The following is a 26,601-nucleotide window of genomic DNA, read 5'->3' as shown; positions in this document are numbered from 1 at the left end:
GGGCGAGATCTGGTCTTTCCCCGGATAGCTGCATGCCGCTTGACGCCACGTGCGGCACACGCGTGTAATTACAACCATGTTGTTACGCCTTCCCGTGGGTGGGTAATAAGGAAGGCGTCCATGGGGGGCTCCATTGCGGGCGGGCGGCAGGGAGGTGTGCAGTGACCGATCCGGTCATCGCACAGGATCAGCTTGACGCTGAAGAACTCGGCTGGCAGGAGCGTGCGTTGTGCGCTCAGACGGATCCGGAGGCGTTCTTTCCGGAGAAGGGCGGCTCCACCCGAGAGGCCAAGAAGGTCTGCCGATCGTGCGAGGTCCGTGCAGAGTGCCTGGAATACGCACTCGAGCACGATGAGCGGTTCGGCATCTGGGGTGGGTTGTCCGAGCGGGAGCGCAGACGGATCAAGCGCCAGGCGGTGTAGCTATAAGGGGGGAAGGGGTCACACGGGGAGCCGTGTGACCCTTTTCGCATCTCCTGAACCGCTTGCACCTGTATCGTGGGGCCGCCTGATCTTCCCCCCAGGAGTCACCTGCCCATGTCCTCCCGTCCCTACGTCACCGCGATCGTCGTCGCTCATGACGGCGCACGCTGGCTCGGGGAGACACTGCGTGCGCTGATCAACCAGAGCCGCAGGCCGGACCGCGTCGCGGGCGTCGACAACGGCAGCAGGGACGGCTCGGCCGACCTGCTGGGACAGACGCTCGGCCCCGGCAACCTGATCTCCCTGCCCCGCTCCACCGGTTTCGGCGAGTCGGTGGCCAAGGCGCTCGACCGGATGCCGTCCGCCGGGCGCGACGAGTGGATCTGGCTGCTCCACGACGACTGCGCCCCCGACAGGCGCGCGCTGGAGATGCTGCTGAGCGCGGCCGAGCAGGATCCCAAGGCAGCCGTGCTGGGCCCCAAGCTGCGCGACTGGATCGACCGCAGGCGGCTGCTGGAGATCGGCGTCACGGTCGGGCGGACGGGGCGCAGGGACACGGGGCTGGAGCCGCGCGAGTTCGACCAGGGACAGCACGACGGGACGCGGGAGGTCCTGTCGGTGTCCACGGCCGGGATGCTGATCCGCCGGGACGTGTGGGAAGAGGCGGGCGGGCTCGACCCGTTCCTCCCGCTGTTCAGGGACGACCTCGACCTGTGCTGGCGGGTGCGGTACGCCGGGCACAGGGTGCTGAACGTGACCTCCGCCGTCGCCTGGCACGCCGAGGCGGCGGCCCGCAGGCGGCGGCGCATCGCGGTCAGCGGCGATCATCCGCGCCGCCTCGACCGGCGCAACGCGATCTTCGTGGTGATGGCGAACCTGCCGTTCACGGCGATGTGGTGGGCGCTGCTCAGGAACGTGCTCGGCTCGTTCTTCCGTACGTTGCTGTTCATCGTCAGCAAGCAGCCCGCGAACGCCCTGGACGAGGTCGTGGCCATGGGCTCGGTGCTGGCGCACCCGTTCAGGCTGCTGCGGGCGCGGCGGGCCCGCCGTCACGGCCGCAAGAGGGGATATATCCGCATAAAGCGGTTTATGACCCCTCGGGGTGCGGCCTACCGGCGCCTCACCGACATGGTCCAGAGCTTCCTCGCCGGCGAGGCCCCCGTGGACGCGGCCGGGCAGCACCACCACCACGCGGCCCACGGAGAGGAACAGGACGCCGTCCCGCCGTCCGACACCGGCGCCTTCCAGCGCTTCATCGGCCGGCCAGGCGTCATCCTCATGTTCGCGCTGACCGTCGTCTCCCTCGTGGCCGAACGGTCGGTGCTGGGCGGCGAACGGCTCGGCGGGGGCGCACTCGTCCCCGTGACGGGCGGCGCCGCCGACCTGTGGGCGTTCTACCTGGAGAGCTTCCACGACGTCGGCCTCGGCTCGACCGCGCCCGCCCCGCCGTACGTGGCCATGCTCGCCGCCCTGTCCACGCTCGCCCTCGGCAAGACGTGGCTGGCCGTCTCCGTGCTCCTGCTGGGCTCCGTGCCGCTCGCCGGCGCCACCGCCTACCTGGCCACCCGCCACCTCATCCCGTCCGTGCCCGCCCGGGCCTGGGCCGCGGGGACGTACGCGCTGCTGCCGGTCGCCACGGGGGCCATCTCCTCGGGGCGGCTGGGGACGGCCGTGGTCTTCGTGCTGCTGCCCGTGTACGCGTGGCTGCTCGGGATCATCCTGCTGGCGCAGGATCGGCGGAGGGCTCGGCGGGCGGCCTGGGCGTTGGGGTTGTGGCTGGCCGTCGGGACGGCGTTCGTGCCCGTCGTTTATCCGTTGTTCGCGGTCTTGGGGGTGCTGGGGGCGGTTTGCCTGGGGGGTGTGGTCGGCGGTCTTCGAGGGGACGATGCCTCCGAGGCGCGCGAGGATGCACTCGGTGCGGTGGCCGATCCTGGCGGCGCCTTCGTTCCTGCCTTCGCCGGTGGCGCGGGCACCGTCACCCTGCCTGCGCACGGCGGCCGGCAGACGGCCGTCGATGGCGGTGGCGGCCGTCGCGGGCGAGGCGGCGGCAGGCGAGGACGAGGGCGGGCCGTCGAAACCCCGAGCGGCGGACGGGCCAAGGGCGGCGCGCGCGTCCGGGTGAGCCGCGAAGCCCTGATCTCCATGCTGATCACCCTCGCCGTACCCCCGATCCTCCTGCTCCCCTGGACGCTCACCCTCCTCACGAACCCCGGCAGGATCCTCCTGGAGGCGGGCCTAAACGACCCGTCCCTCGTGGCCCCGTCCCTCGCCCCGGAGCACCTCCTGTCCCTCAGCCCGGGCGGCCCCGGCCTCCCCCCGTTCTGGGTGACGGCGGGCCTGGTGGCGGCGGCGCTGGCCGCACTGCTCATGCGCCGCCAGCGCCTGATCGTCGCGATCGGCTGGGCAGTGGCGCTGTACGGGATCCTGGCGGCCATCGTGATCAGCCGCGTCACCGTCGAAGGGACGAAGGTGTGGCCGGGGGTGCCGCTGGCGTTCGCGGGCACGGGGCTGGTGGTCCTGGTGGGCCTGACCGCTCACCGCCTCGCCGAGCTGCGCGCCGGGGGAGGCCTGCGGCGGCTGGGCGCGACGGTCATGGTCGCGGTGGCGTTCAGCACGCCGCTGCTGGCCGCCGGTTACTGGGTGGCGACCGGGGTGCGGGGGCCGCTCGTCGGTGACGCGCGCGACGTGATGCCCGCCCTCGCCGCCGCCCGTACGACGCAGGGGGAGCGCACCCTGGTGATCAAGGGGTCGGGGTTCACGGTGCTGCACGGGCGTACCCCGCTGATCGGCGAGGCGGAGCTGCCCGTCGCGTCGCAGACCCGCGACCGCGTGACCGCCGCCGTGCAGGGCCTGGTCGGCGGCCGGGGCGGCGACGCCGCCACGCTGGCCGCCCAGGGCATCGCGATGGTCGCCGTGGCGCCCCCGGTCACGCCCGAGCTGGCCAGGACCCTCGACTCCCAGCCCTCCCTGGAACGCATGAGCCTGTCCGACACGGGCGGCGGCCTGTGGCGCCTGGCCGAGCCGGTCACCCGCGTCCCCGTGCAGCCGGTGAGCGTCCTGCACGCGGTGTGGTTGTGGGTGCAGGGCGCGCTGCTGCTGATCGTCGCCCTCCTGGCGTCGCCGGGCCGCAGCCGTGCCGAGCCCGCCGAGGCGCCGGCCGTCGCGCTGGCGGGTGCCTGATGAAGAGGTTCGTGGAGAACAGGTTCGGCCTGCTGGTGCTGGTCGTCGTCTCTCTGGCCGCCATGTACGGCCTCGCGTACGTCACCAGGCCCGCCGTCACCCCGCCCGCCCCGGCGAGCCCGCGCAAGGTGGCCGTGGAGTCGGTCACGGCGGTGTGCCCGGGGACGAAGGGCGAGCAGGTCAACGTGTACCTGCCGGGCACGCTCAACGGCGAGACCATGGAGAGCGGGAAACCGTACGTCACCAAGGGGCCTGGCGGCCTGGAGGCCGGCTACCTCACCCGCGCCACCGCCGGCGCGGCGCGCGGCCTGGCGGGCGTCCGCTGCACGGAGCCCGCCCCGCAGACGTGGCTGGTGGGCCCAGGCCCGGCCAACGCCGACGTCCGCCTCCACCTCACCAACGCCGACAAGGCGCCCGCGCTGGCGGACGTCCAGGTGTACGCGGCGGAGGGCCGCATCTCCAGCGACGCCGGACTCGGCCTGGAGATCGCGCCGGGCGAGCACAAGGAGATCGACCTCAAGACGCTGGCCCCGTCCGCCGACATCATGGCCGTCAGCGTCACCACCACCTACGGCCGCGTCGCCGTCGCCGCCAAGGCGACCCTGGAGACGGGCGGCGTGGACTGGCTCCCCCCGGCCGCCCTCCCCTCCACCCGCGTGGTCGTCCCCGGCATCCCCGGGGGCGGCGGCCTGCGCAGCCTCCTCGTCGCGACCCCGGGCGACGCGGACGCCGTCGTCGAGATCAAAGCCGTCAGCACGGACGCCACGTACGCCATGAAGGGCAGGGAGACGCTCGACGTGCCGGCGGGCAGCGTCACCGCCCTGGACGTCACCACAGGCGTGGCCGGCTCCCCCGCCGCCCTCGTCCTCACCTCCCAGACCCCGATCGTCGCCGGCGTCATCGCCACCGGCACCGGCGAACGCTCCGACGTCGCCTTCACCGCCGGCACCCCGTCCCTCGCCCTCGGCAGCGCCGTCGCCCGCAACGCCACCGGCTCCCAGCTCCTCCTCACCGCCCTCGGCACCCAGCCCGGCAAGATCCGGGTGCAGGTGGTGCCGGGGAAGGGCGCGGCGGAGGCGCCGTACGAGGTGGAGATCCCGGCGGGACGGACCAAGGCCGTGAAACTGAAGGCCAGGGGGGATTTCGCGGTGGTGGTCACGCCGGTGGCGGGGGAGGTCTACGGGAGCAGGCTGGTGGAGGAACGCCAGCGAACAGGCGTCCTCCTGACCACCCAACCCCTGGCCCCGGCCCGGATGTTCACGATGTTGCCGCCCTTGACGGACACGTACGAGGTGGTCCTGCCCTGAGCACGGGGGCCTTGGGGGGAACTGCAAGGTCCTCCCAGAGAGGCGCGCTCCGCGCGACGGGGCTCGGGCAGCGCCCTGTGGGGGCAGGCCCCCACACCCCCGGGCGAGGGGCCTGCCGGCCCCTCGCGCTCCCCGGACGCCTCCCCTATCACACGATCAGCCGTTTGAACTGCCATTATGACCAAACGTGAATAAGGCACTACGTTGCGCATTCGAACACATTAGCCTGTGGGTCGTCGAAACGCTCCCACAGGAAAGGTCCCCATGTGGATCACGTTAACTGCCGCCTCCGCGATGGCTGTCGCCTTGGCCGCCACCCCCGCTGCGTGCGCTCCAGGAGGGAACAGCTCCACTCATCCTGAAGGCCAGGTCGGCTGCCAGAACTCCTGGGGACCGCTCGTGGCCGTGCAATTCGGCCCTTCTGAGCCCAGGATCCGTGCCAGTCTGCGAGTCACGTGCGAAAAGGAGATCATCACGACCTTCAACGTCAGGATGGCCATCGATCACAAGGACGGCCTCTTCGCTGACTGGTACGAGGTCGATTACGAGTATCACCATGACCTGCCTGGTCTCGGCCGCTCGTATCCGCTCATCGCCAAACCGTGCAGGGATGGTAGCTACCGTGCGAGGGCATCCATCATCGGCACCTTCACCAACGGCGAGGTCTTCAAGCTGACGGAGGAAACGAGCAGCACCAGCATCAACTGCGAGAAGACGGAGCCGATCACATGAACGGCGCTGACGGATCTCCTCCGTGTGAGCATTTGATGCGAATTCTCGGATGCGACGGCACGACTCCGAGGGCCCACCCTCCGGCCGCGTCCGAGTTCGCCCGTGTGATGTTCCTCGTGGCATAGGTGGGCGGGGTCGTGGTCGGATCAGCGTCGCCCGGCCACACCCCCCACCCGTCCCCCCACCAGGCGACCCGCCACAACTGCTCCTCGCCCCTCGCCGCCGGATCGTCCTCCCGGTCGTCGAACGGCTCGGCCCGCTGCCACCACCACTTCCTGCGGCTCGGCCTGTAGTGAAAAGGCTGATCCCCGCTACGCCGACGTCGAAGCCCGTGACGGAACATGCCCTCAGCTTCGCAGACAGTGTCCGTCACGGCTCGTGCTTCGAGTCACATCCCAGCCGGACCGATGCCCTCCAGCACGGTGCTCACCAGGTCGTCAACGAACTCCCCGCTCAATTCCGAAGCATCGGAGGCCCCATACAACAGCCCCGTCAGCACCGTCTCATGACAAACCCCCACGATCATCGCCACCACCGCATCAACCTTGGCGCCGGGGGAGAGCCGCCCCAACTCCACCTCACCCCGCAAATACTCACGAAGCTGATCCCGCCAGTCCTCGCCGGAAACCCCGCTGGCGTTGAACGCGTCGAGCACCCTCGGCTGCCCGATCAGCCCCGCGAACGCCGGCAGCACCGCCTTGTGGAACGCGACCCCGTACAGGAAGTGCGCCCGCAGGTTGGAGCGGACGGAGCCGTCGCCCGGCCGGGGCAGCTCGCCCAGGGCCTGCCCGACCGTCCGGAGGTGGGCCCGCACGGCGAGTGCCAGCAGTTCCTCCTTGTCGGCGAAGTGGTTGTAGAGCACCCCGTCGGCGACCCCGGCCTCGCGGGCGATGGCGCGGACGGTCAGGCCGGTGGTGCCGCGTTCGGCGATGAGGCGTTCGGCCGTGGCGATCAGGTGTTCGCGCAGGCTGAGGTCGGTTCCGTGGAGTGCCGGCGCTTTTCTCGGTGACACCAGGACACCGTATCGGGGACGTATGCCGTTGATCGTGCGAAGGTCAGCGTTCGGCGCGTACCAGCCAGGCGGTGTTCCTGAGGCGGACGGCGGTGCCGTCCTCGAAGTCGCGGAACGCGGACTCCAGGGCCGTGCGGACCGGCGCCGGGTCGGCGCCGCCGAGGTGGAAGTGGATCGGGCCCCAGCCGCTGAAGAAGCCGGCCGCGTCGGAGGCGGTCCTGCCCATCTCGGCCACGGCTTCCGCGTGGGTCACGGTGATGTGGCCGAAGCCGGCCTGGGTGAGGACCTCGCGGATGCGGTCGGGGTCGGCGAGGGAGAGCGGGCCTGAGCGGTCGGGGGTGGACGCGGTCTGCCAGCGCGGCAGGTGGCCGGCGATCGCCGCGAGGATCTTGCCGAGGTCCGTGCCGTGCGGGTCCTGCATGGACACGAAGGCGAGGCGGCCACCTGGGCGCAGGGCCCTGGCCACGTTGGTGAAGGCGGCGACCGGGTCGCTGAAGAACATCACGGCGAACCGGCTGACCGCCACGTCGAACGAGGCCTCGGGGAAGGGGTGGACCTGGACGTCGCCCTGCTCGAAGGTGACGTTCGTGACGCCCTGGGCGGCGGCGGTCGAGCGGGCCCGCGTGAGCATCGGGTCCGACAGGTCCACTCCCACGGCGTGCCGGGCGTGGCGGGCGGCGAGCCGGGTGATCTGGCCGTTGCCGCAGCCGAGGTCGAGCACGCGGTCATGCTCGCCGATGCCCGCGGCGTCCAGCAGGGGCTGGTTGAAGCCGCTGTTCATGGCGTCGTAACGGTCGTGGTGGTCGGCCCAGTGCCGCCCCTCGTAGCCGTTCCACGCCTCGGCCTGCTCGGTGTTGACGATCGACTCCATGGGCACTTCCTCTTCTGTGAACGTATGTTCATGAACCTATGTTCATAGGCGGGCCCAAGTCAACCGCACTAAGCTTTTGATCATGTCGATGCGGTTGAACCTCGCGAAGATCGAGGGTGCGCTGCTGGCGTCCATGCGGGTCAATCCCGCCACCCTGATAGGCGCCGTCTTCCTCGATGACGGGCGGGCGCGGCAGGGGTTCTCCCGCGAGGCCGACATGTTCGTCGACGACTACCGGACGCTGATCGCCGTCGCGGAGGGCAGGGCCGAGGCCGAGCACGGCACCGTGCGGTGGAAGAAGTGTTACCCGTGGCTGGCCACGGCCACCGGCGAGAGCGGCGAGAACGACGTGGCGGGGTCCGTGCTCGGCTACGGGCCCGCGTTCGTGCTCGATCCGGCCGAGGTGACGGCCGTGGCGCAGGGGCTGGTGGGCGAGGGGTGGGGGGCCGGGAAGGTCAGAGCCGGCCGCTTCGAGGGGTTCGAGGCGCTTGTGCCGTTCTATGTGGAGGCGGCGCGTCAGGGGAAGGCGATCGTCGGCGGTGTGAGCTGAGGTCTGGGGGCGTCCGTGCCGTCAGAGATCCACAACGCCGGGGATAACTCAACGTAACCAGTTGTTCCCTTGTGTGGCCAGGACGCGGTGACGGAGGGTGATAGTCCGCATACGCATCGAGGAGGCTGTTGTGCCGACGTTCCCCCTGAAGATCGCCGCTGTTGTCACCGGTTTGGTCCTGCTTGCTCCGGCTCCCGCCCACGCCGTCGTCGATCCTTCGAAGGCCGCGGTTCTGGAGTCGGTGCAGAAGATGGATCCGCTGATGATGGCCACGTGTACGACCGGCACGGTCGCCGACCCCGCCGGGGCCGTGGCCGTGCCGGTCGAGGTTCCGCTCGTGGGCTGTCTCTCGGTCTGAGGGTGGTTCGGGTGGCGGGCCGGCGCCCGCCACCCGAACCGGTCACTCGACGATCTCCAGCCCGTTGCCGTCCGGGTCCCGCAGGCTGAACATCGGCGGCACCCCAGGCCACATCAGCAGCTCGCCCACCCGCACCCCGCGCTCCACCAGCTCCTTGTGCAGGGCCGTCGCGTCCCCGACGGTCAGCCGGATCCCCGTCTCGACCCCCGCCTTGGCGTCCGGGCCGGACGGGACGAGGGCGATCGTGGTCGCGGCCCCCGCCGGCGCCACCTCGATCCACCGCCCGCCGAGCTGCTCCACCGGGGCGTCCAGCCGTTTGTCCAGGCCGAGGACGTCCACGTAGAAGGCGACGGCACGGTCCTGATCCGTGACCGGGACGCCGACGGTCCTGATGCCGGTTATCGCGGTGCTCACTTGCTCGCCCATCTCGGGCCTCCTGTCGTCGAGTCTCGCGGTTTGGACCCGCGGGGCCCGCGAAACTCATCGGCAGGGGCAAAAGGGGACGTCAGCGGCGGTCGTCGTAGCCCGGATCGACGGTCTCCGGAGCCAGGCCCAGGAGCGTGGCCACCTGCTCGACGACGGTGTCGTGGACCATCGCCCCCAGCGTGTCCCTGTCTCTGGCCCTGGCCTCCAGCGGCCGGCGGTACACCACGATGGAGGCGGGCGTCTGGCCGGTGGCGGCGTCGGCGCGCCCGAAGGGGATCGGGTCGGAGTTGAGGCGGGGGCCGTCACCCAGCTCGCTCAGCGGCGGCACGTCCTCCACCGCGAACTCCACCGCCGACAACTGCCTCTCCCAGCGCGGCCTGAGGCGGTCGACCGCGTCGAGCACCAGGTCGTCGAATCGTTCGCTGCGGGACTTGGCCATGGGGACGTGGGAGGGGGCGAGCGGGCCGCGGAGGCCGCGACCGTGGCGATCGCGCCGTCGGGGACCGCGCTTTGGAGTCACGGATGCAAGTGTACGGGGCCGCCCGCGCGGTCCCCGGGAGCGCCGCCGGGAGATCGGGAACGTCGCAGGGAAGATCGCGGCGGGGCGGAGGATTGGGCAGGTCATGTGGTGGGGAAGCCGGGGAGGGCGATGTGGGGCCGACCGGAGGAGGGTTCGGGGCATGTGGGTGGAAACGCTGCGACAGGTGTCCGAATTGTGGCGACACGCTCGTTAAGAGCGCTCAGGTAGTGGCGCCTCGCACTCTTACCAGATACGGTCCCTCCGTGAGCCCCGTCCGCCGCTGTTCCCGCACCGCCTGCAGCCAGCCTGCCGTCTTCACGCTCACGTACGTATACGCCGACTCGACCGCTGTTCTCGGCCCTCTGGCGACGTACGCGGAGCCACACTGTTATGACCTGTGCGCCGAACACGCCGAGCGGCTGACCGCCCCCCGTGGCTGGGAGGTGGTGCGGCTGCCGACGGACGGCGCCTCGCCCAGCTCCGACGATCTCGAAGCGCTGGCCAACGCCGTCAGGGAGGCCGCGCGGCCGACGTCCTCCGGTGGGGGCGAGCCGGTCGGTCAGGGCGTCGAGGTGAGCAGGCGCGGGCACCTGCGCGTTCTGAGATCGGCCCAGCAGCACCGCGACCGGTAGGCTCGTCCTGTACGGCGGAAACGACCTAGGGGCGGAGCTGGAGAGTGGGCGACCTCGCCAAGATCTTCAAAGCGTACGACGTTCGCGGGGTGGTGCCCGACGAGCTGGACGAGCCGACCGCCGAGGCCGTGGGTGCGGCGTTCGTCGAGGTGACCGGGGCCGGGTCGGTGGTGGTCGCGCATGACATGCGCGAGTCGTCCCCGCTGCTGGCCGAGGCGTTCATCCGGGGCGCCCGCTCGCGCCGTGCCGACGTGGTGCACGCCGGGCTGGGCTCGACCGACCTGCTCTACTACGCCAGCGGCAGCCTGGGGCTGCCCGGGGTGATGTTCACCGCCAGCCACAACCCCGCCCGCTACAACGGCATGAAGATGTGCCGGGCGGGCGCGGTGCCGATCGGCGGCGACACCGGGCTGACGGAGATCCGCGACAGGGCCGCCGAGCTGGTCGGCGCCCCGGTCGAGCAGGGCGGCTCGCTGATCGAGAAGGACCTGCTCAGCGGCTACGCCGACCACCTGCGCGGGCTGGTCGACCTGAGCGGCATCAGGCCGCTGAAGGTCGTCGTGGACGCGGGCAACGGCATGGGCGGCCACACCGTTCCCGCCGTGTTCGACGGCCTGCCCATCGAGCTGACCGCCCTGTACTTCGAGCTCGACGGCAGCTTCCCCAACCACGAGGCCAACCCGCTGGAGCCGGGCAACCTGGTCGATCTGCAGCGCGCGGTCGTCGACAGCGGCGCCGACCTGGGGCTCGCCTTCGACGGCGACGCCGACCGGTGCTGGGTGATCGACGAGCGGGGCGAGTCGGTCTCGCCGTCGGCGATCACGGCCCTGGTCGCGGTGCGCGAGCTGGCCAAGTACCCCGGTGCGACGATCATCCACAACCTGATCACGTCGCTGGGCGTGCCCGAGATCGTCCGCGAGCACGGCGGCGTGCCGGTGCGCACGCGGGTGGGCCACTCCTTCATCAAGGCCGAGATGGCCAGGTCGGGCGCGGTGTTCGGCGGCGAGCACTCGGCCCACTACTACTTCAGGGATTTCTGGTTCGCCGACTCGGGGATGCTGGCCGCCATGCACGTGCTGGCCGCGCTGGGTGAGCAGGATCGGCCGTTGTCGCAGGTCGTCGGCGCCTACTCGCGCTACCACGCCTCGGGCGAGGTCAACAGCGAGGTGTCCGACCAGGCCGAGGCGCTGCGGCGGGTGCGCGAGGCGTTCGCGGGGCGCGGGGAGTTCGACGAGCTCGACGGGCTCACCGTGACCGGGCCCGGCTGGTGGTTCAACCTCCGGCCCTCCAACACCGAGCCGCTGCTCAGGCTCAACGCCGAGGCGGCCGACGAGAGCAAGATGACGGCGATCAGGGACGAGGTCCTCGCCATTGTGGGAAAGGTGTCTGCGTGAAGATCGACGACTGGCTGCTGGAGATCCTCGCCTGCCCGGCGTGCAAGGCCCCGCTGCGGGCCGAGAACGAGGCGGAGGAGCTGGTCTGCACCGGCTGCGGCCTGATCTACCCGGTCCGGGATGACATTCCCGTCCTGCTCGTCGATGAGGCCAGGAAGCCGTGACCTGGGAGCCGGAGCGGCTTGACGACCAGCGGCACCTCGGCGAGGGCGATCCTGGCGGCATGCTCCCGGCCGTCGCGGCCTCCGCGGCGCACGTACGCACCGGCTACCGCAACGCCGTCGAGGCCCGCGTCGAGCGTCTGGCCGACGGCGGGCGCCCGCGCGCCGTCGTGGTCGCGGGCATGGGCGGCTCCGGCATCGCCGGCGACATCCTGGCGGCGGTCGTCGGCAGCGGCGCGCCGCTGCCGATCGTGACCGTCCGCTCCTACCAGCTCCCCGGCTGGGTGGGCGCGACGGACCTGGTCATCGCCGTCTCCGGCTCGGGCGACACGGAGGAGACGCTGTCGCTGGCCACGCAGGCGGTGCGGCGCGGCTGCACGCTGCTCGGCGTCGGCGCGCCCGGCACCCCGCTGGAGGCCATCGCCACGCAGGCGTCGGCCGTCTACGTGCCGGTGCCGATCACCGGCCAGTCCAGGGCCAACCTGTGGCTGCTGAGCATCCCCCCGATCGTGGCGGCGGCGGCGCTGCGGCTGGTGTCCGCCGACGCCGACCTGTTCGAGCGGGTGGCCAGATCGCTGGAGGACATGGCGCACCGGTGCCGCCCGTCGAGCGAGTCGTTCATCAACCCGGGCAAGTCGCTGGCGATGGACCTGGCCGAGAGCGTGCCGATGATCTGGGGGTCGTCGCCGGCGGCGTCCGTGGCGGCGTACCGGCTGGTCTGCCAGCTCGGCGCGAACGCCAAGTACCCCGCCGTGCACGGCGAGCTGCCCGAGGCCGGCCACCACCAGGTGGCGGCGTTCGACGGGCCGCTGGCCGAGCGCGACATCTTCGCCGACACGGCGAGCCGCGCGCTGCGGCTCGTCGTCCTGCGCGACGTCGAGGAGCACCCGCAGGTGACGCGGCGGCGCGAGGCGTCGCTGCGGCTGGCCCGCGAGCGCGACGTGCCGGTCACGGAGCTGGCCGCCGAGGGCGTGCATCCGCTGGAGCGCATCGCGAGCCTGATCGGGCTCGGCGACTATGCGAGCACCTATCTGGCGCTGGGTTATGACGTCGATCCGACCTCTGTGTCAGCGATCACTGAGGTCAAGGCAAGAATTTCCCCATAGGATCGCCTTTCAGGCCTTTGCAGGTGATCTTTTATGACTGGAGAAGTTCGGTGAGCGCGAGCGGCGGAACCAAAGCAATCGTTGCGGCCTTGACCGCGAACTTGGCAATTGCCGTGGCAAAGTTCGTGGCCGCGGCATTCACCGGGTCCTCCTCGATGCTGGCGGAAGGCATCCACTCGGTCGCCGACTCGGGCAACCAGGTGTTGCTGCTGGTGGGCGGCAAGCGGGCGGCCCGGGCCAGCACGAAGGAGCACCCGTTCGGGTACGGCCGCGAACGTTACTTCTACGCCTTCGTGGTGGCCGTCGTGCTGTTCACGATCGGTGCCGCGTTCTCGATTTACGAGGGCGTCCACAAGATCCAGGAAGGGCATCCGGTCGAGCAGCCCGTCTGGGCGTTCGGGGTGCTGATCTTCGCGATCATCGCCGAGTCGTTCTCGTTCCGTACGGCGATCAAGGAATCCAACGCGGTCCGCGGCACCCAGTCGTGGTGGGCGTTCATCCGGCGCTCCAAGTCGCCCGAGCTGCCCGTCATCCTGTTGGAGGACCTGGGCGCGCTGCTCGGCCTGGTCTTCGCGCTGTTCGGCGTGACGATGGCCGTCATCACCGGCGACGGCGTCTGGGACGGCATCGGCACCCTGATGATCGGCGTGCTGCTGGCTGTGATCGCGATCGTGCTGGCCATCGAGACCAAGTCGCTGCTTGTGGGTGAGGGCGCCTCGCCCGAGGTGGAGAACCAGATCAGGGCCGCGCTCGAAGGGGCGCCCGAGGTCGCGCGGGTCATCCACATGCGGACGCTGCACCTGGGGCCCGAGGAGCTGCTGGTGGCCGCGAAGATCGCGGTGGAGCACAACGACACGGCGGCCGAGGTCGCGCACGGCATCGACGAGGCCGAGCGTCGCATCCGCGAGGCCGTGCCGATCGCGCGGGTGATCTACCTGGAGCCCGACCTGGACCGCCTCAGGAGCACCTCCGCATCCGGCTGACGAGCCGCTGAGGACGAGGCGCGGCTGACGGGCCGCGAGCAGTGAGCCGCACGTGGGCGGTGGCATGGCCGCCGCCGCCCACGTCAGCGGTTCCCGTTCGAACTGCGCAGGAGGCGCAGCGCCTTCTCCTTCTCGAAGTCGAGCGCGCGCCGGGGCACCTGGATCCGCCCGATACGGATCCCGAGATCCCGCACCGCGGCGGCCACCGACGGCTCGCTCAGCACCCGCAGCGCGAACGCCAGCTCGGCCGGCGACACGTCGAACCGCTTCTCCAGCTCCACCCCCTGAGCCACGGCGGCCAGCTCGTCGGGCCCGAAGCGCCGGTGCGCCCCCTGCTCCCGAACGGGCGGCAGCAGCCCGAGTGCCTCCCGGTATCGGAGCATTCGCGGGGACATGCCGAGCCGCTTGGCCGCTTCAGTGATGCGCATTCTTACATTCTTACGTCAGGTTCGCCCTCTGCGAGGTGCGTCCCCGTACAACCGCCGCCTAGACTCGTCGGCGACAACCATCAGTGACGCGAGGGGAAACCCGATGGACTTCAAGGTCGCAGACCTTTCACTTGCCGACTTCGGCCGTAAGGAAATCCGGCTCGCCGAGCACGAGATGCCCGGCCTCATGGCGGTCCGCAAGGAATACGCGGCCTCCCAGCCCCTCCGCGGCGCGAAGATCATGGGCTCCCTGCACATGACGATCCAGACCGCCGTCCTCATCGAGACGCTGGTCGCCCTGGGCGCCGAGGTGCGCTGGGTGAGCTGCAACATCTTCTCCACCCAGGACCACGCCGCCGCCGCGGTCGTCGTCGGCCCCAACGGCACCGTCGACGACCCGCAGGGCGTGCCGGTGTTCGCCTGGAAGGGCGAGACGCTGGAGGAGTACTGGTGGTGCACCGAGCAGGCGCTCACCTGGCCTGACGGCGACGCCCCCAACATGATCCTCGACGACGGCGGCGACGCCACGCTCCTCGTGCACAAGGGCGCCGAGTACGAGAAGGCCGGCGCCGTCCCCGCCGCCACGGCCGACGACCCCGAGGAGTGGCACGTCATCATCGACCTGCTCACCCGCACGGTCGGCGCCGACAAGCGGTGGACCCGGATCGCCGAGAGCATCAAGGGCGTCACCGAGGAGACCACGACCGGCGTGCACCGTCTCTACGAGATGCACAAGAACGGCCAGCTCCTCTTCCCGGCGATCAACGTCAACGACTCGGTCACCAAGTCGAAGTTCGACAACAAGTACGGCTGCCGCCACTCCGTCATCGACGGCCTCAACCGCGCCACCGACGTGCTGATCGGCGGCAAGGTGGCCGTGGTCTGCGGCTACGGCGACGTCGGCAAGGGCTGCGCTGACGCGCTGCGCGGCCAGGGCGCCCGCGTCATCGTCACCGAGATCGACCCGATCTGCGCGCTCCAGGCGGCCATGGACGGCTTCCAGGTCACGACGCTGGACGAGGTCGTCGGCATCGCCGACATCTTCGTCACCTGCACCGGCAACTTCAACATCATCACCGCCGCGCACATGGCGAAGATGAAGCACCAGGCGATCGTCTCCAACATCGGCCACTTCGACAACGAGATCGACATGGCCGGCCTCGCCAAGCTGCCCGGCATCGTCAAGAACAACATCAAGCCGCAGGTCGACGAGTGGGTGTTCGCCGACGGGCACTCGATCATCGTCCTCGCCGAGGGCCGCCTGATGAACCTGGGCTGCGCGACGGGCCACCCCAGCTTCGTCATGTCCAACTCGTTCACCAACCAGGTGATCGCGCAGATCGAGCTGTTCGCCAAGACCTCCGAGTACCCGATCGGCGTCTACACGCTGCCCAAGCACCTGGACGAGAAGGTCGCCCGCCTGCACCTCGACGCCCTGGGCGTCAAGCTCACCGAGCTGTCCAAGGAGCAGGCCGCCTACATCGGCGTCCACGTCGAAGGCCCCTACAAGTCCGACCACTATCGGTACTGATCTACTTCAAGCTCCGGGGGGTGGTACATCGCCTCTCGGAGCTTTCCGTTTTTGATCTTTTACGGCAGGCCAGCACAACCGCACGCGCCGACGCCCCTTCCGTCTGTCATGGCCGGTCGTGAAGGCTCACGAGCCGCGCGCCGTGACGAGCGTGACCTTGGCCGTCTTCTTCGGTTTAAGGTTGGCCATGGACCTCAGTGAAAGCGGTGAGCGGCAGATCTCCTGGGCCGCGCGCTCGATGCCGGTGCTCACGGCGATCGGTGAGCGGTTCGCGGTGGAGCGGCCGCTCGACGGGCTGAGGATCGCGGCCTGTCTGCACGTTACGGCCGAGACCGCCGTGTTGCTGGGGGCGTTGAAGGCGGGTGGGGCGGAGATCGCGCTGGCGGCGTCCAATCCGTTGTCCACGCAGGATGACGTCGCCGAGGCGCTGCGGGGGTATGGGATCGCTGTGCACGCCCGTGCAGGGGTCGATCGGGCGACCTACTACCGGCACATTCATCAGGCGCTGGATCTTGGGCCTGAGCTGGTGCTGGACGATGGGTGCGACCTGGTGAACATCTTGCACACCGAGCGCACCGACCTGCTCGACGGGGTCACGGGTGGGTGTGAGGAGACCACGACCGGGATCATCCGGTTGCGGCAGATGGCGGCGGAGCAGGCGTTGCGGTTTCCTGTGGTGGCCGTGAACGACACTCGGACCAAGCGCATGTTCGACAACCGGTACGGGACGGGGCAGTCGACGCTGGACGGGATCATGCGGGCCACCAACACCATGCTCGCCGGGCGGACCGTGGTCGTGGCCGGGTTCGGGTTCTGCGGCCGGGGGGTGGCCGAGCGGGCCAAGGGGTTCGGCGCGCGGGTGATCGTGACAGAGATCGACGCCGTGAAGGCGCTGGACGCGACCCTCCAGGGGTACGAGGTGCGGCCGATGGCGCAGGCCGCGCTGCTGGGCGATCTGTTCGTCACCGTGACGGGCAACCGCGACGTGATCAGGGCCGAGCACCTGTCGGTGATGCGGGACGGGGCGATCCTGGCCAACGCGGGGCACTTCGACGTGGAGATCGACGTGCGCGCCCTGGACGAGCTGGCCCACGAGGTGCACAGGGCGGTGCGGCCCAACACCGACGAGTACGTCATGCCGGACGGGCGGCGGCTCCTGCTGCTGGCCGAGGGGCGGCTGGTGAACCTCACCGCCGCCGAGGGGCATCCGGCGGCCGTCATGGACATGTCGTTCTCCGCCCAGGCGCTCGCGGTGGCGTGGCTCGCCGGCGAGCGGGCCAACCTGGCGCCCGGCGTCTACGACGTGCCCGAGGAGATCGACCACGAGGTGGCCAGGCTGAAGCTGGCCGCCGCCGGCATCGGCATCGACCTGCTGACGGCCGAGCAGGAGGACTACCTGCACTCCTGGCGGGTGGGCTCCTAGAGGCCGATCGTCAACCGGGCGGGTGGTGGCGGGTCGCGTCGGTGAGGCGGGCGCCGAGGTCGCGGAGGTGCCGGACGAGCTCGGGTGGCTCGTGCGCCTCGAACGGCACGCCGAGTGCCGCGACCCACATGGCCAGCTCGTCCAGGGAGTTCGATCCGGTGGTGAGGACGCAGGCGTCGTCGCCCGCGGGCTCGACCAGCGCTGTGGTCGGCGGCATCCGGGCGGCGACCACGGAGGCGGGCGCGTGCACGGTGAACCGGCCGCGGTAGCGGTAGGGGTTGACGGAGATCCGCTCCGAGACGTACTGGACGAGGTCGTCACCGGGCGGCCGGCGGGGCGTGAAGCGCGGCCCGTTGGGGGTGCGCAGGCGCAGCCGGTCGACGCGGAACGTGCGCCAGCCGGCCCGGCCGGTGTCCCAGGCCACCAGGTACCAGCGGCGGCCCGAGTTGACCAGCCGGTACGGCTCCGCTGTGCGGTCCTCCTCGGCGCCGTCGCGGGTGCGGTAGCCGAAGCGCAGGCTCTCCCGGTCGCGCACGGCCGCGGCGATCGCGGTGAGCACGTCCGGCCGCACAGCCGCGGCCGTGGAACCGGCCAGCGGGACCGTGACCGACCGCAGGTCGCCGACGCGGTGCCGGAGCCGGGACGGGAGGACCTGTTCGAGCTTGGTGAGGGCGCGCAGCGACGTCTCCTCGATGCCTGTCACGCCGGAGACGGCGGCGGTGCCGAGACCGATGGCGACCGCGACGGCCTCGTCGTCGTCGAGCAGCAGCGGCGGCAGCCCCGCGCCTGCGCCGAGCCGGTAGCCGGGCGCGCCCGCGGTGGCGTGCACGGTGTAGCCGAGCTCGCGCAGCCGGTCGATGTCGCGGCGGATCGTGCGGGGCGAGACGCCGAGCCGTCCGGCCAGCTCGGCGCCCGGCCAGTCGCGGGGGGTCTGCAACAGCGAGAGCAGCCGCAGCAGTCGTGCCGAGGTCTCCAACATGACGTCCATGCTAGGACCGAACTTGTCCTAAGCCGTCCATAACCTGCTGACATGACCGAAGACGCGAACATCCGTCCCTTCCGCATCGAGATCCCGCAGGAGCAGCTCGACGACCTGCACGCCCGGCTGGCGGCGACCCGCTGGCCGGACGACCTGCCCGGGGTGGGCTGGTCCTACGGGGTGCCCACCGGCTACGCGAAGCAGCTCGCCGAGTACTGGCGCACCGGCTTCGACTGGCGGGCCGCCGAGGCGAGGCTGAACGCGTTCCCGCAGTTCACGACCCCCATCGACGGTCAGAACGTGCACTTCGTGCACGCCCGCTCGCCCGAGCCCGGCGCGTTGCCGCTGATCATCACGCACGGCTGGCCCGGCTCCGTCGCCGAGTTCCTGAACGTCATCGGCCCGCTCACCGACCCGGCGGCACACGGCGGCGACCCCTCCGACGCCTTCCACGTCGTCGCCCCGTCGATCCCGGGGTTCGGCTTCTCCGGGCCCACCACCGAGACCGGCTGGGACCTGGAGCGGGTCGCGCGGGCGTGGGCGCGCCTGATGGACCGGCTCGGCTACCGGCGCTACGGCGCGCAGGGCGGCGACAGCGGCGCGGTCATCTCGCCGATGCTCGGCCGCGCCGCTCCGCGGAACGTGGTCGGCGTGCACGTCAACGGCGCGCTCGGATTCCCCTCCGGCGACCCGGCCGAGTTCGACTCGCTCACCCCCGCCGAGCTGGCCCGCCTCGGCCAGTACCAGGACCAGGACGGGGCCGGGTACGCGATCATCCAGGCCACCCGGCCGCAGACCCTCGCGTTCGGGCTGCACGACTCGCCCGCGGGCCAGCTCGCGTGGATCGCGGAGAAGTTCAAGGAGTGGACCGACCCGGCCCACGACCTGCCCGAGGACGCGGTGGACCGGGACGAACTGCTCACCGACGTGAGCATCTACTGGTTCACCGGCACCGCGGCCTCCGCCGCCCGCCTCTACAAGGAGGGGCAGAAGGGGTGGGGCGGCGCGGCCGAGTACTCGGCGCTGCCGCACGGTGTCGCCGTCTTCCCCGGCGACGGCGGGGTCCGCCGGATCGCCGAGCGTGAGCACAACGTCGTGCACTGGTCGGAGTTCGACCGGGGCGGCCACTTCGCCGCGATGGAGGCCCCCGATCTGCTCGTGGACGACATCCGGGCCTTCTTCCGCCCCCTGCGCTGAGCCCCGCTCAGGCCTGCCTGGCGGCCAGCAGGCGTTTGCGCTCAGGGGTGTAGTGCCACCACGGCAGGGCCGGCTCGCCCTCCGCCTGGCGCACGGCGGACATGAGGGTGTCGAGCAGGCACGGGTCCTCGGGCTCGCCGCGGGCGGCCGACATGCGCTCGTACAGGTCGAGCGGGTCCTGGCCCGCGAGCTGGTCGACGCGGGTGATGCCGAGGCGTTCGAAGCGGGCGGCCACGGCGCGGCCGACGTTGAGCAGGTCGGTGAGGTTCGAGAGGCTCGTCTCCATGTGCGCGACGGTATGCGGGGCGCCGCCGCCGCGGCTTGCAGAAATCGGACGTCCGGCTGTCAGGGGGCGGCCTGGATCTGCTGCATGCGCCGGATCTCGGCCGCCTGCTCCACGCTGACGTCGGTGGCCAGCTCCTCGATCCTGATGTGCGAGCCGCCGATCAGCACCTGCTTCGACATCTCGATCGCGCCCAGGTGATGGCTGATCATGAGCTGCAGGAACATCCGGTCGAACTCCGCGCCCTTGGCCGCCGTCAGGGCCTCCAACTGCTCGGGCGTCGCCATGCCGGGCATGCCGTCGTGGCGGGCGTGGTGTCCGGGCACCGTCTGCTCCTGCTCCCGCAGCCAGGAGGACATGTACTGGATCTCGGGGCCCTGCACGTCCTGGATCCGGTCGGCCAGGTTCTTGAGCTTGACGGACGCGGCGCGGTTCGGGGCGAGCAGCGCCATGTCCACGGCCTGCCGGTGGTGCACGATCATGTCCTGGACGTACTTCACGTCGGCGGCGTTGGCCGTGGGGGAGGGCACGGCGGTGGCGGCCTCCTGCGGGGAGAGGGTTCTGGCCTGCTCACCCGGGCGTCCCGGCGCGATCACGGGCGCCGACGAGCCGGCCCTGGGGGCCTGCGGGGCCGTGTCGGAGCTGCAACCCGGGAGGGCGACGGCCAAGGCCACGACGACGACGAGCGCAGCGCGCACTCAGCCTCCTGACTGAACTCGGTACAGCATGCGCACTCTAGGTGAAAGGGGCACAAATTCCTAGAGGTCGATTCGGAACAAAATTTGACAGGTTGGACGCTGGTCGGGTGCGGCCGAAAAGGGTGACGATTGCGTAGATTTATGCCCCCTTTATAGGAGGTTCGGTGTTATCCCCCCGCAGAGCCCTCATCCTGGCGGCGGCGTTCGTCGCGCTGGCGGGTGTCACGGCACCCGTGCAGGCGGCGGACATCCCGGCTCCTGGCGAGACCGTCATGAGCCCGAACATCAAGCACGTCACCAACGTGCCCAAGCCCCAGGCTCTGGCCAACATCAACACGGACATGGCCTTCCACGGCGACTACGCCTATGTCGGCAACTACGACGGCTTCTCCGTCTACGACATCAGGAACCCGAAGAAGGCCTCGCTGGTCAGCTCCGTCGTCTGCCCCGGCGGCCAGATGGACGTGTCCGTCTACGGAGACCTCCTGTTCGGCTCGGTCGACTACGCGCGTGACAGCGACGCCTGCAGCAGCGCCGAGCAGAGCGCCACCGTCAAGGAGTCGTGGGAGGGCATCCGCATCTTCGACGTCTCCGACAAGGCCAACCCGCGCTACGTCAAGGCCGTCGAGACCGTCTGCGGCTCGCACACGCACACGCTGGTGCCCGACCGCCGCAGGGAGAACGTCTACGTCTACGTCTCCTCCTACGGCCCGAGGGACACCTACCCGGACTGCCGGCCGCCCCACGACCTCATCTCCATCATCAAGGTGCCGCTGCGGAACCCGCAGGCCGCCACGGTCATCGCCACGCCCAACCTGTTCCCCGACGGCGGGTTCCCCGGCGTGCCGCTGCCCTACCCGGACGGCAAGTCGACCACCACCGGCTGCCACGACATCACGGCCTACCCGGAGAAGGGCATCGCCGCGGGCGCCTGCATCGGTGACGGCGTGCTGTTCGACATCCGCGACCCCGAGCGGCCCAAGGTCACCGCCACCGTGCGGGACGAGGTGAACTTCGCGTTCTGGCACTCGGCCACGTTCAACAACGACGGCACCAAGGTGATCTTCACCGACGAGCTCGGCGGCGGCACCAGGGCGACCTGCAACGAGGCCATCGGCCCGAACAGGGGCGCCAACGCCTACTACGACCTCGTGGGCGGGCAACTCCAGTTCAGGGGCTACTTCAAGATCGCGCGGCACCAGGCCGACACGGAGAACTGCGTGGCGCACAACGGCTCGCTGATCCCGGTCAAGGGCCGCGACATCATGGTGCAGGCGTGGTACCAGGGCGGGATCTCGGTCGTGGACTTCACCGACTCCGCGCACCCGAAGGAGATCGCCTACTTCGAGCGCGGCCCCGACCTCACCGCCGGGCCGCTGTTCGCCGGCTTCTGGTCCGCCTACTACTACAACGGCTACATCTACGGCTCCGACTTCCATCAGGGCCTGGACGTGCTGAAGATCAACGATTGGCGTACGAACAAGGCCGGCGGCGTCAAGATGCGCTCACTCAACGCGCAGACGCAGACGTCGTACCCCGAGCGCGGGCACGGCCATTGGTAGATCGTGCGGCGGGGGCTCCTACCGGGGCCCCTTTCCCCCCTTTTTTCAGGTTCCGCATCCCACGTTCTCACCCATGAACGTGATCAAGGAGGCTCCCGAGTGTCCCTGAAGCGCCGTTCCCTCGTCATGGCCGCGGCGGCCGCCGTCTTGGCGCTGTCCGGAATGCCGGCGCTGGCCGCCGACATCCCGCCGCCCGACACCGTGGTCACCAGCCCCAACGTGACCCACGTCCTGAACATCCCCAAGCCCGCCCCGATCGCGGCCACCATCAACACCGACATCGCCTTCCAGGGCGACTACGCCTACGTCGGCAACTACGGCGGCTTCTCGATCTACGACATCAGGAACCCCAGGAAGGCCACGCCGGTCAGCTCCGTCGTCTGCCCCGGCTCGCAGATGGACGTGTCCGTCTACGGCGACCTGCTCTTCACGGCCGTGGACTCCTCCCGCAACAACGACTCGTGCAGCAGCACGGCACAGAGCGCCACGATCAAGGAGTCGTGGGAGGGCGTCCGCATCTTCGACGTCTCCGACAAGGCCAACCCGCGCTACATCAAGTCCGTCGAGACCAACTGCGGCTCCCACACCCTGACCCTGGTGCCGGGCAAGGGACGTGACCGCAACAGGAACGTCTACATCTACGTGTCGTCGTACCTGCCGGCCGCGAACTTCCCCGACTGCCAGCCGCCGCACGACAAGATCTCGATCATCAAGGTGCCGCTCAAGGACCCGGCCGCCGCCGCGGTCGCGGCCACCCCCGTCGTCTTCCCCGACGGCGGCAACGAGACCCAGCCCGGCCTGCTCGTGCCGACCAGCGGCTGCCACGACATCACCACCTTCGCCGAGAAGGACCTCGCGGCGGGCGCGTGCATGGGCGACGGCGTGCTGTTCGACATCTCCGACCGGCTGAACCCCGTGGTCACCGCCAGGACGACCGACCCGAACTTCGCGTTCTGGCACTCCGCCACCTTCACCAACGACGCCAGGAAGGTCGTCTTCACCGACGAGCTCGGCGGCGGCGGCGCGGCGACCTGCAACGAGGCCACCGGCCCGAACCGCGGCGCGGACGCCATCTACGAGATCGTCAAGGGGCAGCTCGTCTTCAAGAACTACTTCAAGATCTCGCGCTACCAGGCCGACAGCGAGAACTGCGTGGCGCACAACGGCTCGCTCATCCCCGTCAAGGGCCGCGACATCATGGTGCAGGCCTGGTACATGGGCGGCGTGTCGATCTGGGACTTCACCGACACCGCCAACCCGAGGGAGATCGGCTACTTCGAGCGCGGTCCCCGCTCGGCGGGCGGCGGCGGTGGCGTCTGGTCCGCGTACTACTACAACGGCTACATCTACGCGGCGGACTTCCACGAGGGGCTCGACGTCATCAAGATCAGTGATCGGCTGACCGACAGCGCCAGGTTCGTCCGTACCGAACGGCTGAACACCCAGACGCAGGAGTCGTTCCACGGCCGCCACCACGGCTGAGGTGACGGCCCTCGCTCACTGAGGCGGCGCGAACCCGCCCGGAGTCGCCCTCGGCGGCTCCGGCGCGGGGGGCGGCGGAGGCTGGTGTGGGAGCGGGGCCTGCTGCGGGTATGACGGTTGTGCGTAAGGGCTCTGCTGGGGGAGCGCCGGTGGTGCGTACGGGCCCTGCTGGGGCTGGCCGTTCCCCAGGCGCTGCGCGAAACGCGCCTGCTCGCGACGGCGGCGCTCCGCCAGGACGGCGCTCAGGTACGCGTGCGCGGGCACCCCGCCGGGAGCCGCCGGCGAGACGAAGGCGGACACCTGAGTCGCGATGCGCACCCCCATCTCGTGCTGCACCTGCGGCGTGAGGTCGTGCCAGCGCGTCAGGTACTGCCTGGCCGCCTGCGCCACCTCGTCGGGCAACTGCGACAGCTCCAGCGTGGCCGCCCAGCCCGCGAGCGGCGGCGGCATGACGATGACCTGCCCCGTCTCGCGCGGCCCTCGCTCGGAGATCACGATGGTGCCCGCGAACACGTCGCCGAGCCGCTTGCCCCGCTGCGACACCAGCGACGCGATCAGCGCCGGCGCCCCCCAGAACATCCAGAACTCCAGGACCCCGGCCAGCCCGCGGAACAGCGCCTGCCTGAAGCGCTCAGGGCTGCCGTCGTCGCCGACCACTCTGAGCCCGAGCGCCAGCTTGCCGAGGCTGCGGCCCCTGCTCAGCGACTCGAAGATCACCGGGTAGCCGACCAGCACCAGCACGACCAGGACGAGCATGGCGGCGCCGAACATGGCGGAGTCCGTGATCACCGCGAACGCTCCCAGCAGGGCGTAGGCGGCGATGAGCACGGTGAACTGCACGGCCATGTCGATGATGATCGCCAGCGCCCTGGAGGGCATCTGGGCCACCCGCACTTCGACGACGACGGCGTCGCCGGTCACAACGTCCGACATATGTGGAGCCTAACGGCAATGTCCCGGTGATCGAGCGGCCAGAATGTTCAGGTGGACATCGATGCGTTCGTCACAGCACACCGCCCCGTGTGGGACCGGCTCGATCACCTGGTCAAGCACCGCTCCTCGCTGACCGGCGCGGAGGTGGACGAGCTGGTGGAGCTGTACCAGCGGGTGGCCACACACCTGTCCATGGTCCGCTCGTCGGCCAAGGACCCGGCGCTGGTCGGCCGGCTGTCGGCGCTCGTGGCCAGGGCCAGGTCGGCCGTCACCGGCGCGCACACCCCGGCCTGGCGCGAGGTGACGCGCTTCTTCACCGTGTCGTTCCCCGTGGTGGCCTACCGGGCGCGGTGGTGGTGGCTGGCCATCTCGGTCGCGTTCCTGGTGGTGGGGTGGGTGATGGGGGCCTGGGTCGCGGCCAACCCCGACGTGCAGGCGTCCATCGCCAGCCCGGACGAGATCACCCAGCTCGTCAACGAGGACTTCGCCGACTACTACTCCGAGCACCCCGCCGCCTCCTTCGCCAGCCGGGTGTGGACCAACAACGCCTGGGTGGCGGCCCAGATGATCATGTACGCGGTGCTGCTGGGCCTGCCGATCCCGTACGCGCTCTACGCCAACGCCGAGAACGTCGCCGTCTCCGGCGGCCTGATGGCCTCCAGGGACAAGCTGGACATCTTCTTCGGCCTGATCCTGCCGCACGGCCTGCTGGAGCTGACCGCCATCTTCCTGGCGGCGGCCGTGGGCCTGCGCCTGGGCTGGACGGTCATCGACCCGGGGCCGCGCAGGCGGATCGAGGCGCTGGCCGAGCAGGGGCGGGCGGTGATGAGCGTCGCGATGGGGCTGGTCGTGGTGCTGTTCGTGTCGGGGCTGATCGAGGCGTTCGTGACGCCGTCCGGGCTGCCCACCTGGGCTCGGGTGAGCATCGGGGTGCTCGCCGAGGCGGTCTTCCTGGCGTACGTGATCATCTTCGGACGCCGGGCGCTGCGGGAGAACGAGACCGGGGACATCGAGCAGGCGCCGGACGTCGCCCCGACCGCCTGACCGATTCCTCTAGAGGCGGCCGGCGGCCTTCAGTGCCAGGTAGGCGTCCGCCAGCGCGGGCGCGATGTCCTCCGGCGGCGCGTCCACGACCTCGACCCCGTGCCGCCGCAGCCTGGCCGTGATGCGCCTGCGCCCGAGCTGGGCCTGCTCGGCCGCCGCCGCGTCGTACACCTCGTCCACCGACCCCCGGCGGCCCGCCATGGCCGCGACCGACGGATCGGAGACACCGGCCACCAGCACCAGGTGCCGCGAGGAGAGCTGCGGCAGGACCGGCATCAGGCCCTCGTCCAGGGCCGCCGGGTTCAGGTCGGTGAGCAGCACGACCAGGCAGCGCCGCTTGGCCCGCGACAGGATCGCGGCCACCATGCCCTGCGAGTCGGCCTCGATCAGCTCCGCCTCGATCGGCGCCATCACGTTGACCAGCGACGACAGCAGCTCGGTGCGCGAGGCCCCGCTCACCCAGGCGCGTACGGCCCGGTCGTAGGCCAGGAAGTCCACCTGGTCGCCGGCCCTGGCGGCCAGCGCGGCCAGCAGCAGGGCGGCGTCCATCGACCAGTCGAGCCGCGGCCAGCCGGGCGCGGGCCGGGGGTCGGGCCGCAGGAACAGCCCGCCGCCGCCCGCCTCGGCCCCCGCCATGGGGATCGGCGCGGCGCCCACCCGCCCGGCGGAGGTACGGCCGGTGTCGAGCACGATGAGCACGCGGCGGTCGCGTTCCGGCCGCCAGGTGCGCACCACGACGTCGTGGCGGCGCGCGGTGGCCCGCCAGTCGATGGAGCGCACGTCGTCGCCCACCACGTACTCGCGCAGCGAGTCGAACTCGGTGCCCTGCCCGCGTACCAGCGCCGGGTGCTGCCCGTCCAGCTCACGCAGCCGGGCCAGCCGGGACGGCAGGTGCTTGCGCGACAGGAACGGCGGCAGCACCCGCACCGTCCAGGGTGCCTGGTGGTTGCCCTGGCGGGCGGCCAGGCCGAGCGGGCCGACCGAGCGGACGGTGATCGCCACGGACGAGCGGTCGCCGCGCCTGGTCGGGGCGAGCGTGACGACGAGCTTGCGGCGTTCCCCGGCGGGCACGTCCAGCTTCGCGACCCGGGGGTGCACGTTCGCGGAGGGCGGCCAGGCGTCCCTGAGCAGGCCGCGCACGCGCCGGCCGCCCGGGTTCTCGACCACCAGCTCCACCGTGGCCTCCTGGCCCAGCCGCACCAGCGTGTCGCCGGAGCGGTGCAGGCGCAGCGGGCGCACGGCCCCGGCGAACACCAGGTCGATCAGGATCCCGGCGGCCAGCAGCAGGCAGACCCCGGCCAGCGCGGCGCCGGGCCGCGGCGCGAGCAGCACCGCCACGATCCCGACCGCCGCGACCAGCCCGGCGCGTCCCGTCAGAGCCATTCCC

At 70.8% G+C, this 26,601-nt stretch carries 28 protein-coding genes; 18 read left to right on the top strand and 10 right to left on the bottom strand.

What is annotated here, in order from left to right:
- Positions 1 to 161 precede the first annotated feature (161 nt).
- The 5 genes from ABD331_RS48605 (at position 162) to ABD331_RS48585 (ending at position 5,934) form a co-directional block, all read left to right on the top strand.
- Positions 162 to 422 (top strand): WhiB family transcriptional regulator, encoded by a 261-nt coding sequence (locus tag ABD331_RS48605; protein WP_020546325.1) that lies wholly within the window; start codon positions 162 to 164, stop codon positions 420 to 422.
- A 114-nt stretch (positions 423 to 536) separates the two neighbouring features.
- Complete coding sequence (locus ABD331_RS48600) at positions 537 to 3,602, top strand: glycosyltransferase family 2 protein (protein WP_344491749.1); 3,066 nt, start codon at positions 537 to 539, stop codon at positions 3,600 to 3,602.
- The gene (locus ABD331_RS48595) at positions 3,602 to 4,909 is read left to right on the top strand and encodes a DUF5719 family protein (RefSeq protein ID WP_344491746.1); all 1,308 of its coding nucleotides are present in this window, start codon (positions 3,602 to 3,604) and stop codon (positions 4,907 to 4,909) included. Before ABD331_RS48600 ends, ABD331_RS48595 begins: the two co-directional genes overlap by 1 nt.
- A 399-nt stretch (positions 4,910 to 5,308) precedes the next feature.
- On the top strand, positions 5,309 to 5,641 hold the full coding sequence (locus tag ABD331_RS48590; RefSeq protein WP_344491743.1) for a hypothetical protein: 333 nt from the start codon (positions 5,309 to 5,311) through the stop codon (positions 5,639 to 5,641).
- Between the two features lie 137 nt (positions 5,642 to 5,778).
- On the top strand, positions 5,779 to 5,934 hold the full coding sequence (locus ABD331_RS48585) for a hypothetical protein (RefSeq protein ID WP_344491740.1): 156 nt from the start codon (positions 5,779 to 5,781) through the stop codon (positions 5,932 to 5,934).
- A gap of 95 nt (positions 5,935 to 6,029) precedes the next feature.
- Here the strand turns inward: ABD331_RS48585 and ABD331_RS48580 are convergent, their stop codons facing one another.
- Together ABD331_RS48580 and ABD331_RS48575 are read right to left on the bottom strand one after the other, a co-directional pair.
- Positions 6,030 to 6,653 carry a TetR/AcrR family transcriptional regulator gene (locus ABD331_RS48580; RefSeq protein WP_344491737.1) on the bottom strand — a complete coding sequence of 208 codons (624 nt, stop codon included), beginning with the start codon at positions 6,651 to 6,653 and terminating at the stop codon, positions 6,030 to 6,032.
- Positions 6,654 to 6,696: 43 nt separating this feature from the next.
- On the bottom strand, positions 6,697 to 7,524 hold the full coding sequence (locus ABD331_RS48575; RefSeq protein WP_344491734.1) for a class I SAM-dependent methyltransferase: 828 nt from the start codon (positions 7,522 to 7,524) through the stop codon (positions 6,697 to 6,699).
- An 82-nt stretch (positions 7,525 to 7,606) separates the two neighbouring features.
- Here ABD331_RS48575 and ABD331_RS48570 point away from each other — a divergent pair, with 82 nt between their 5' ends.
- Positions 7,607 to 8,074 (top strand): hypothetical protein, encoded by a 468-nt coding sequence (locus tag ABD331_RS48570; RefSeq protein ID WP_344491732.1) that lies wholly within the window; start codon positions 7,607 to 7,609, stop codon positions 8,072 to 8,074.
- A gap of 130 nt (positions 8,075 to 8,204) precedes the next feature.
- Positions 8,205 to 8,432, top strand: a complete 228-nt coding sequence (locus tag ABD331_RS48565; RefSeq protein ID WP_344491729.1) for a hypothetical protein — start codon at positions 8,205 to 8,207, stop codon at positions 8,430 to 8,432.
- A 42-nt stretch (positions 8,433 to 8,474) separates the two neighbouring features.
- Here ABD331_RS48565 and ABD331_RS48560 read toward each other — a convergent pair whose 3' ends face one another.
- Both ABD331_RS48560 and ABD331_RS48555 read right to left on the bottom strand, forming a co-directional pair.
- Positions 8,475 to 8,858, bottom strand: coding sequence for a VOC family protein (locus tag ABD331_RS48560; protein ID WP_344491726.1), 384 nt, complete (start codon positions 8,856 to 8,858; stop codon positions 8,475 to 8,477).
- 79 nt (positions 8,859 to 8,937) lie between these two features.
- A complete protein-coding gene (locus ABD331_RS48555) occupies positions 8,938 to 9,297 on the bottom strand; it encodes a metallopeptidase family protein (protein WP_344491723.1) in 360 nt (119 codons plus the stop codon).
- A gap of 344 nt (positions 9,298 to 9,641) precedes the next feature.
- Between ABD331_RS48555 and ABD331_RS48550 the strand changes: the two genes are divergently transcribed.
- From ABD331_RS48550 to ABD331_RS48530, 5 genes are read left to right on the top strand one after another with little or no spacing between them, the layout of a single operon-like run.
- Positions 9,642 to 10,010: a DUF3499 domain-containing protein gene (locus ABD331_RS48550; protein ID WP_080042876.1), complete on the top strand. Its 369-nt coding sequence runs from the start codon at positions 9,642 to 9,644 to the stop codon at positions 10,008 to 10,010.
- 44 nt (positions 10,011 to 10,054) lie between these two features.
- Entirely contained in the window at positions 10,055 to 11,404 is a 1,350-nt protein-coding gene (locus ABD331_RS48545; RefSeq protein ID WP_344491719.1) for a phosphomannomutase/phosphoglucomutase, read from the top strand.
- Positions 11,401 to 11,568, top strand: coding sequence for a Trm112 family protein (locus ABD331_RS48540; protein WP_080042874.1), 168 nt, complete (start codon positions 11,401 to 11,403; stop codon positions 11,566 to 11,568). The genes ABD331_RS48545 and ABD331_RS48540 overlap by 4 nt, the downstream gene beginning before the upstream one ends.
- Complete coding sequence (locus ABD331_RS48535) at positions 11,565 to 12,671, top strand: SIS domain-containing protein (protein WP_344491712.1); 1,107 nt, start codon at positions 11,565 to 11,567, stop codon at positions 12,669 to 12,671. Before ABD331_RS48540 ends, ABD331_RS48535 begins: the two co-directional genes overlap by 4 nt.
- Positions 12,672 to 12,721: 50 nt before the next feature.
- Positions 12,722 to 13,654, top strand: a complete 933-nt coding sequence (locus tag ABD331_RS48530; protein ID WP_344491709.1) for a cation diffusion facilitator family transporter — start codon at positions 12,722 to 12,724, stop codon at positions 13,652 to 13,654.
- Between the two features lie 83 nt (positions 13,655 to 13,737).
- Here ABD331_RS48530 and ABD331_RS48525 read toward each other — a convergent pair whose 3' ends face one another.
- A complete protein-coding gene (locus ABD331_RS48525; RefSeq protein ID WP_344491706.1) occupies positions 13,738 to 14,082 on the bottom strand; it encodes a MerR family transcriptional regulator in 345 nt (114 codons plus the stop codon).
- Between the two features lie 103 nt (positions 14,083 to 14,185).
- On the opposite strand from ABD331_RS48525, the gene ahcY reads away from it, so the two are divergent.
- The gene (gene ahcY, locus ABD331_RS48520) at positions 14,186 to 15,613 is read left to right on the top strand and encodes an adenosylhomocysteinase (protein WP_344491703.1); all 1,428 of its coding nucleotides are present in this window, start codon (positions 14,186 to 14,188) and stop codon (positions 15,611 to 15,613) included.
- Between the two features lie 187 nt (positions 15,614 to 15,800).
- On the top strand, positions 15,801 to 17,036 hold the full coding sequence (locus ABD331_RS48515) for an adenosylhomocysteinase (RefSeq protein WP_148439438.1): 1,236 nt from the start codon (positions 15,801 to 15,803) through the stop codon (positions 17,034 to 17,036).
- Between the two features lie 10 nt (positions 17,037 to 17,046).
- Here ABD331_RS48515 and ABD331_RS48510 read toward each other — a convergent pair whose 3' ends face one another.
- Entirely contained in the window at positions 17,047 to 18,015 is a 969-nt protein-coding gene (locus ABD331_RS48510) for a helix-turn-helix transcriptional regulator (protein ID WP_344491697.1), read from the bottom strand.
- Between the two features lie 51 nt (positions 18,016 to 18,066).
- Here ABD331_RS48510 and ABD331_RS48505 point away from each other — a divergent pair, with 51 nt between their 5' ends.
- Entirely contained in the window at positions 18,067 to 19,212 is a 1,146-nt protein-coding gene (locus tag ABD331_RS48505; RefSeq protein ID WP_344491694.1) for an epoxide hydrolase family protein, read from the top strand.
- Positions 19,213 to 19,219: 7 nt separating this feature from the next.
- On the opposite strand, the gene ABD331_RS48500 is transcribed toward ABD331_RS48505, so the two are convergent.
- Together ABD331_RS48500 and ABD331_RS48495 are read right to left on the bottom strand one after the other, a co-directional pair.
- Positions 19,220 to 19,498 (bottom strand): helix-hairpin-helix domain-containing protein, encoded by a 279-nt coding sequence (locus ABD331_RS48500; RefSeq protein WP_344491690.1) that lies wholly within the window; start codon positions 19,496 to 19,498, stop codon positions 19,220 to 19,222.
- Between the two features lie 59 nt (positions 19,499 to 19,557).
- Positions 19,558 to 20,193, bottom strand: coding sequence for a DUF305 domain-containing protein (locus tag ABD331_RS48495; RefSeq protein ID WP_344491687.1), 636 nt, complete (start codon positions 20,191 to 20,193; stop codon positions 19,558 to 19,560).
- Positions 20,194 to 20,357: 164 nt separating this feature from the next.
- On the opposite strand from ABD331_RS48495, the gene ABD331_RS48490 reads away from it, so the two are divergent.
- Complete coding sequence (locus tag ABD331_RS48490; protein WP_344491684.1) at positions 20,358 to 21,755, top strand: LVIVD repeat-containing protein; 1,398 nt, start codon at positions 20,358 to 20,360, stop codon at positions 21,753 to 21,755.
- Positions 21,756 to 21,854: 99 nt separating this feature from the next.
- The gene (locus tag ABD331_RS48485) at positions 21,855 to 23,237 is read left to right on the top strand and encodes an LVIVD repeat-containing protein (protein WP_344491681.1); all 1,383 of its coding nucleotides are present in this window, start codon (positions 21,855 to 21,857) and stop codon (positions 23,235 to 23,237) included.
- 15 nt (positions 23,238 to 23,252) lie between these two features.
- On the opposite strand, the gene ABD331_RS48480 is transcribed toward ABD331_RS48485, so the two are convergent.
- A complete protein-coding gene (locus tag ABD331_RS48480) occupies positions 23,253 to 24,170 on the bottom strand; it encodes an RDD family protein (protein WP_344491678.1) in 918 nt (305 codons plus the stop codon).
- Between the two features lie 51 nt (positions 24,171 to 24,221).
- Here ABD331_RS48480 and ABD331_RS48475 point away from each other — a divergent pair, with 51 nt between their 5' ends.
- Positions 24,222 to 25,214, top strand: a complete 993-nt coding sequence (locus ABD331_RS48475) for a stage II sporulation protein M (RefSeq protein WP_344491675.1) — start codon at positions 24,222 to 24,224, stop codon at positions 25,212 to 25,214.
- 9 nt (positions 25,215 to 25,223) lie between these two features.
- Here ABD331_RS48475 and ABD331_RS48470 read toward each other — a convergent pair whose 3' ends face one another.
- The gene (locus tag ABD331_RS48470; protein WP_344491672.1) at positions 25,224 to 26,597 is read right to left on the bottom strand and encodes a DUF58 domain-containing protein; all 1,374 of its coding nucleotides are present in this window, start codon (positions 26,595 to 26,597) and stop codon (positions 25,224 to 25,226) included.
- Positions 26,598 to 26,601: the final 4 nt, after the last annotated feature.

It is taken from the genome of Nonomuraea monospora (assembly GCF_039531895.1).
Taxonomy (GTDB): domain Bacteria; phylum Actinomycetota; class Actinomycetes; order Streptosporangiales; family Streptosporangiaceae; genus Nonomuraea; species Nonomuraea monospora.
Note: the sequence above shows the minus strand (reverse complement) of the source record. Positions and strands in the feature narration are given on the sequence as shown.

Coding starts and splice junctions, on each gene's coding strand:
- ABD331_RS48555 (WP_344491723.1), bottom strand. CDS start 9,297: ATGGCCAAGTCCCGCAGCGAACGATTCGACGACCTGGTGCTCGACGCG.
- ABD331_RS48575 (WP_344491734.1), bottom strand. CDS start 7,524: ATGGAGTCGATCGTCAACACCGAGCAGGCCGAGGCGTGGAACGGCTAC.
- ABD331_RS48570 (WP_344491732.1), top strand. CDS start 7,607: ATGTCGATGCGGTTGAACCTCGCGAAGATCGAGGGTGCGCTGCTGGCG.
- ABD331_RS48500 (WP_344491690.1), bottom strand. CDS start 19,498: ATGGAGACGAGCCTCTCGAACCTCACCGACCTGCTCAACGTCGGCCGC.
- ABD331_RS48600 (WP_344491749.1), top strand. CDS start 537: ATGTCCTCCCGTCCCTACGTCACCGCGATCGTCGTCGCTCATGACGGC.
- ABD331_RS48470 (WP_344491672.1), bottom strand. CDS start 26,597: ATGGCTCTGACGGGACGCGCCGGGCTGGTCGCGGCGGTCGGGATCGTG.
- ABD331_RS48505 (WP_344491694.1), top strand. CDS start 18,067: ATGACCGAAGACGCGAACATCCGTCCCTTCCGCATCGAGATCCCGCAG.
- ahcY (WP_344491703.1), top strand. CDS start 14,186: ATGGACTTCAAGGTCGCAGACCTTTCACTTGCCGACTTCGGCCGTAAG.
- ABD331_RS48515 (WP_148439438.1), top strand. CDS start 15,801: ATGGACCTCAGTGAAAGCGGTGAGCGGCAGATCTCCTGGGCCGCGCGC.
- ABD331_RS48510 (WP_344491697.1), bottom strand. CDS start 18,015: ATGTTGGAGACCTCGGCACGACTGCTGCGGCTGCTCTCGCTGTTGCAG.
- ABD331_RS48480 (WP_344491678.1), bottom strand. CDS start 24,170: ATGTCGGACGTTGTGACCGGCGACGCCGTCGTCGTCGAAGTGCGGGTG.
- ABD331_RS48525 (WP_344491706.1), bottom strand. CDS start 14,082: ATGCGCATCACTGAAGCGGCCAAGCGGCTCGGCATGTCCCCGCGAATG.
- ABD331_RS48595 (WP_344491746.1), top strand. CDS start 3,602: ATGAAGAGGTTCGTGGAGAACAGGTTCGGCCTGCTGGTGCTGGTCGTC.
- ABD331_RS48560 (WP_344491726.1), bottom strand. CDS start 8,858: ATGGGCGAGCAAGTGAGCACCGCGATAACCGGCATCAGGACCGTCGGC.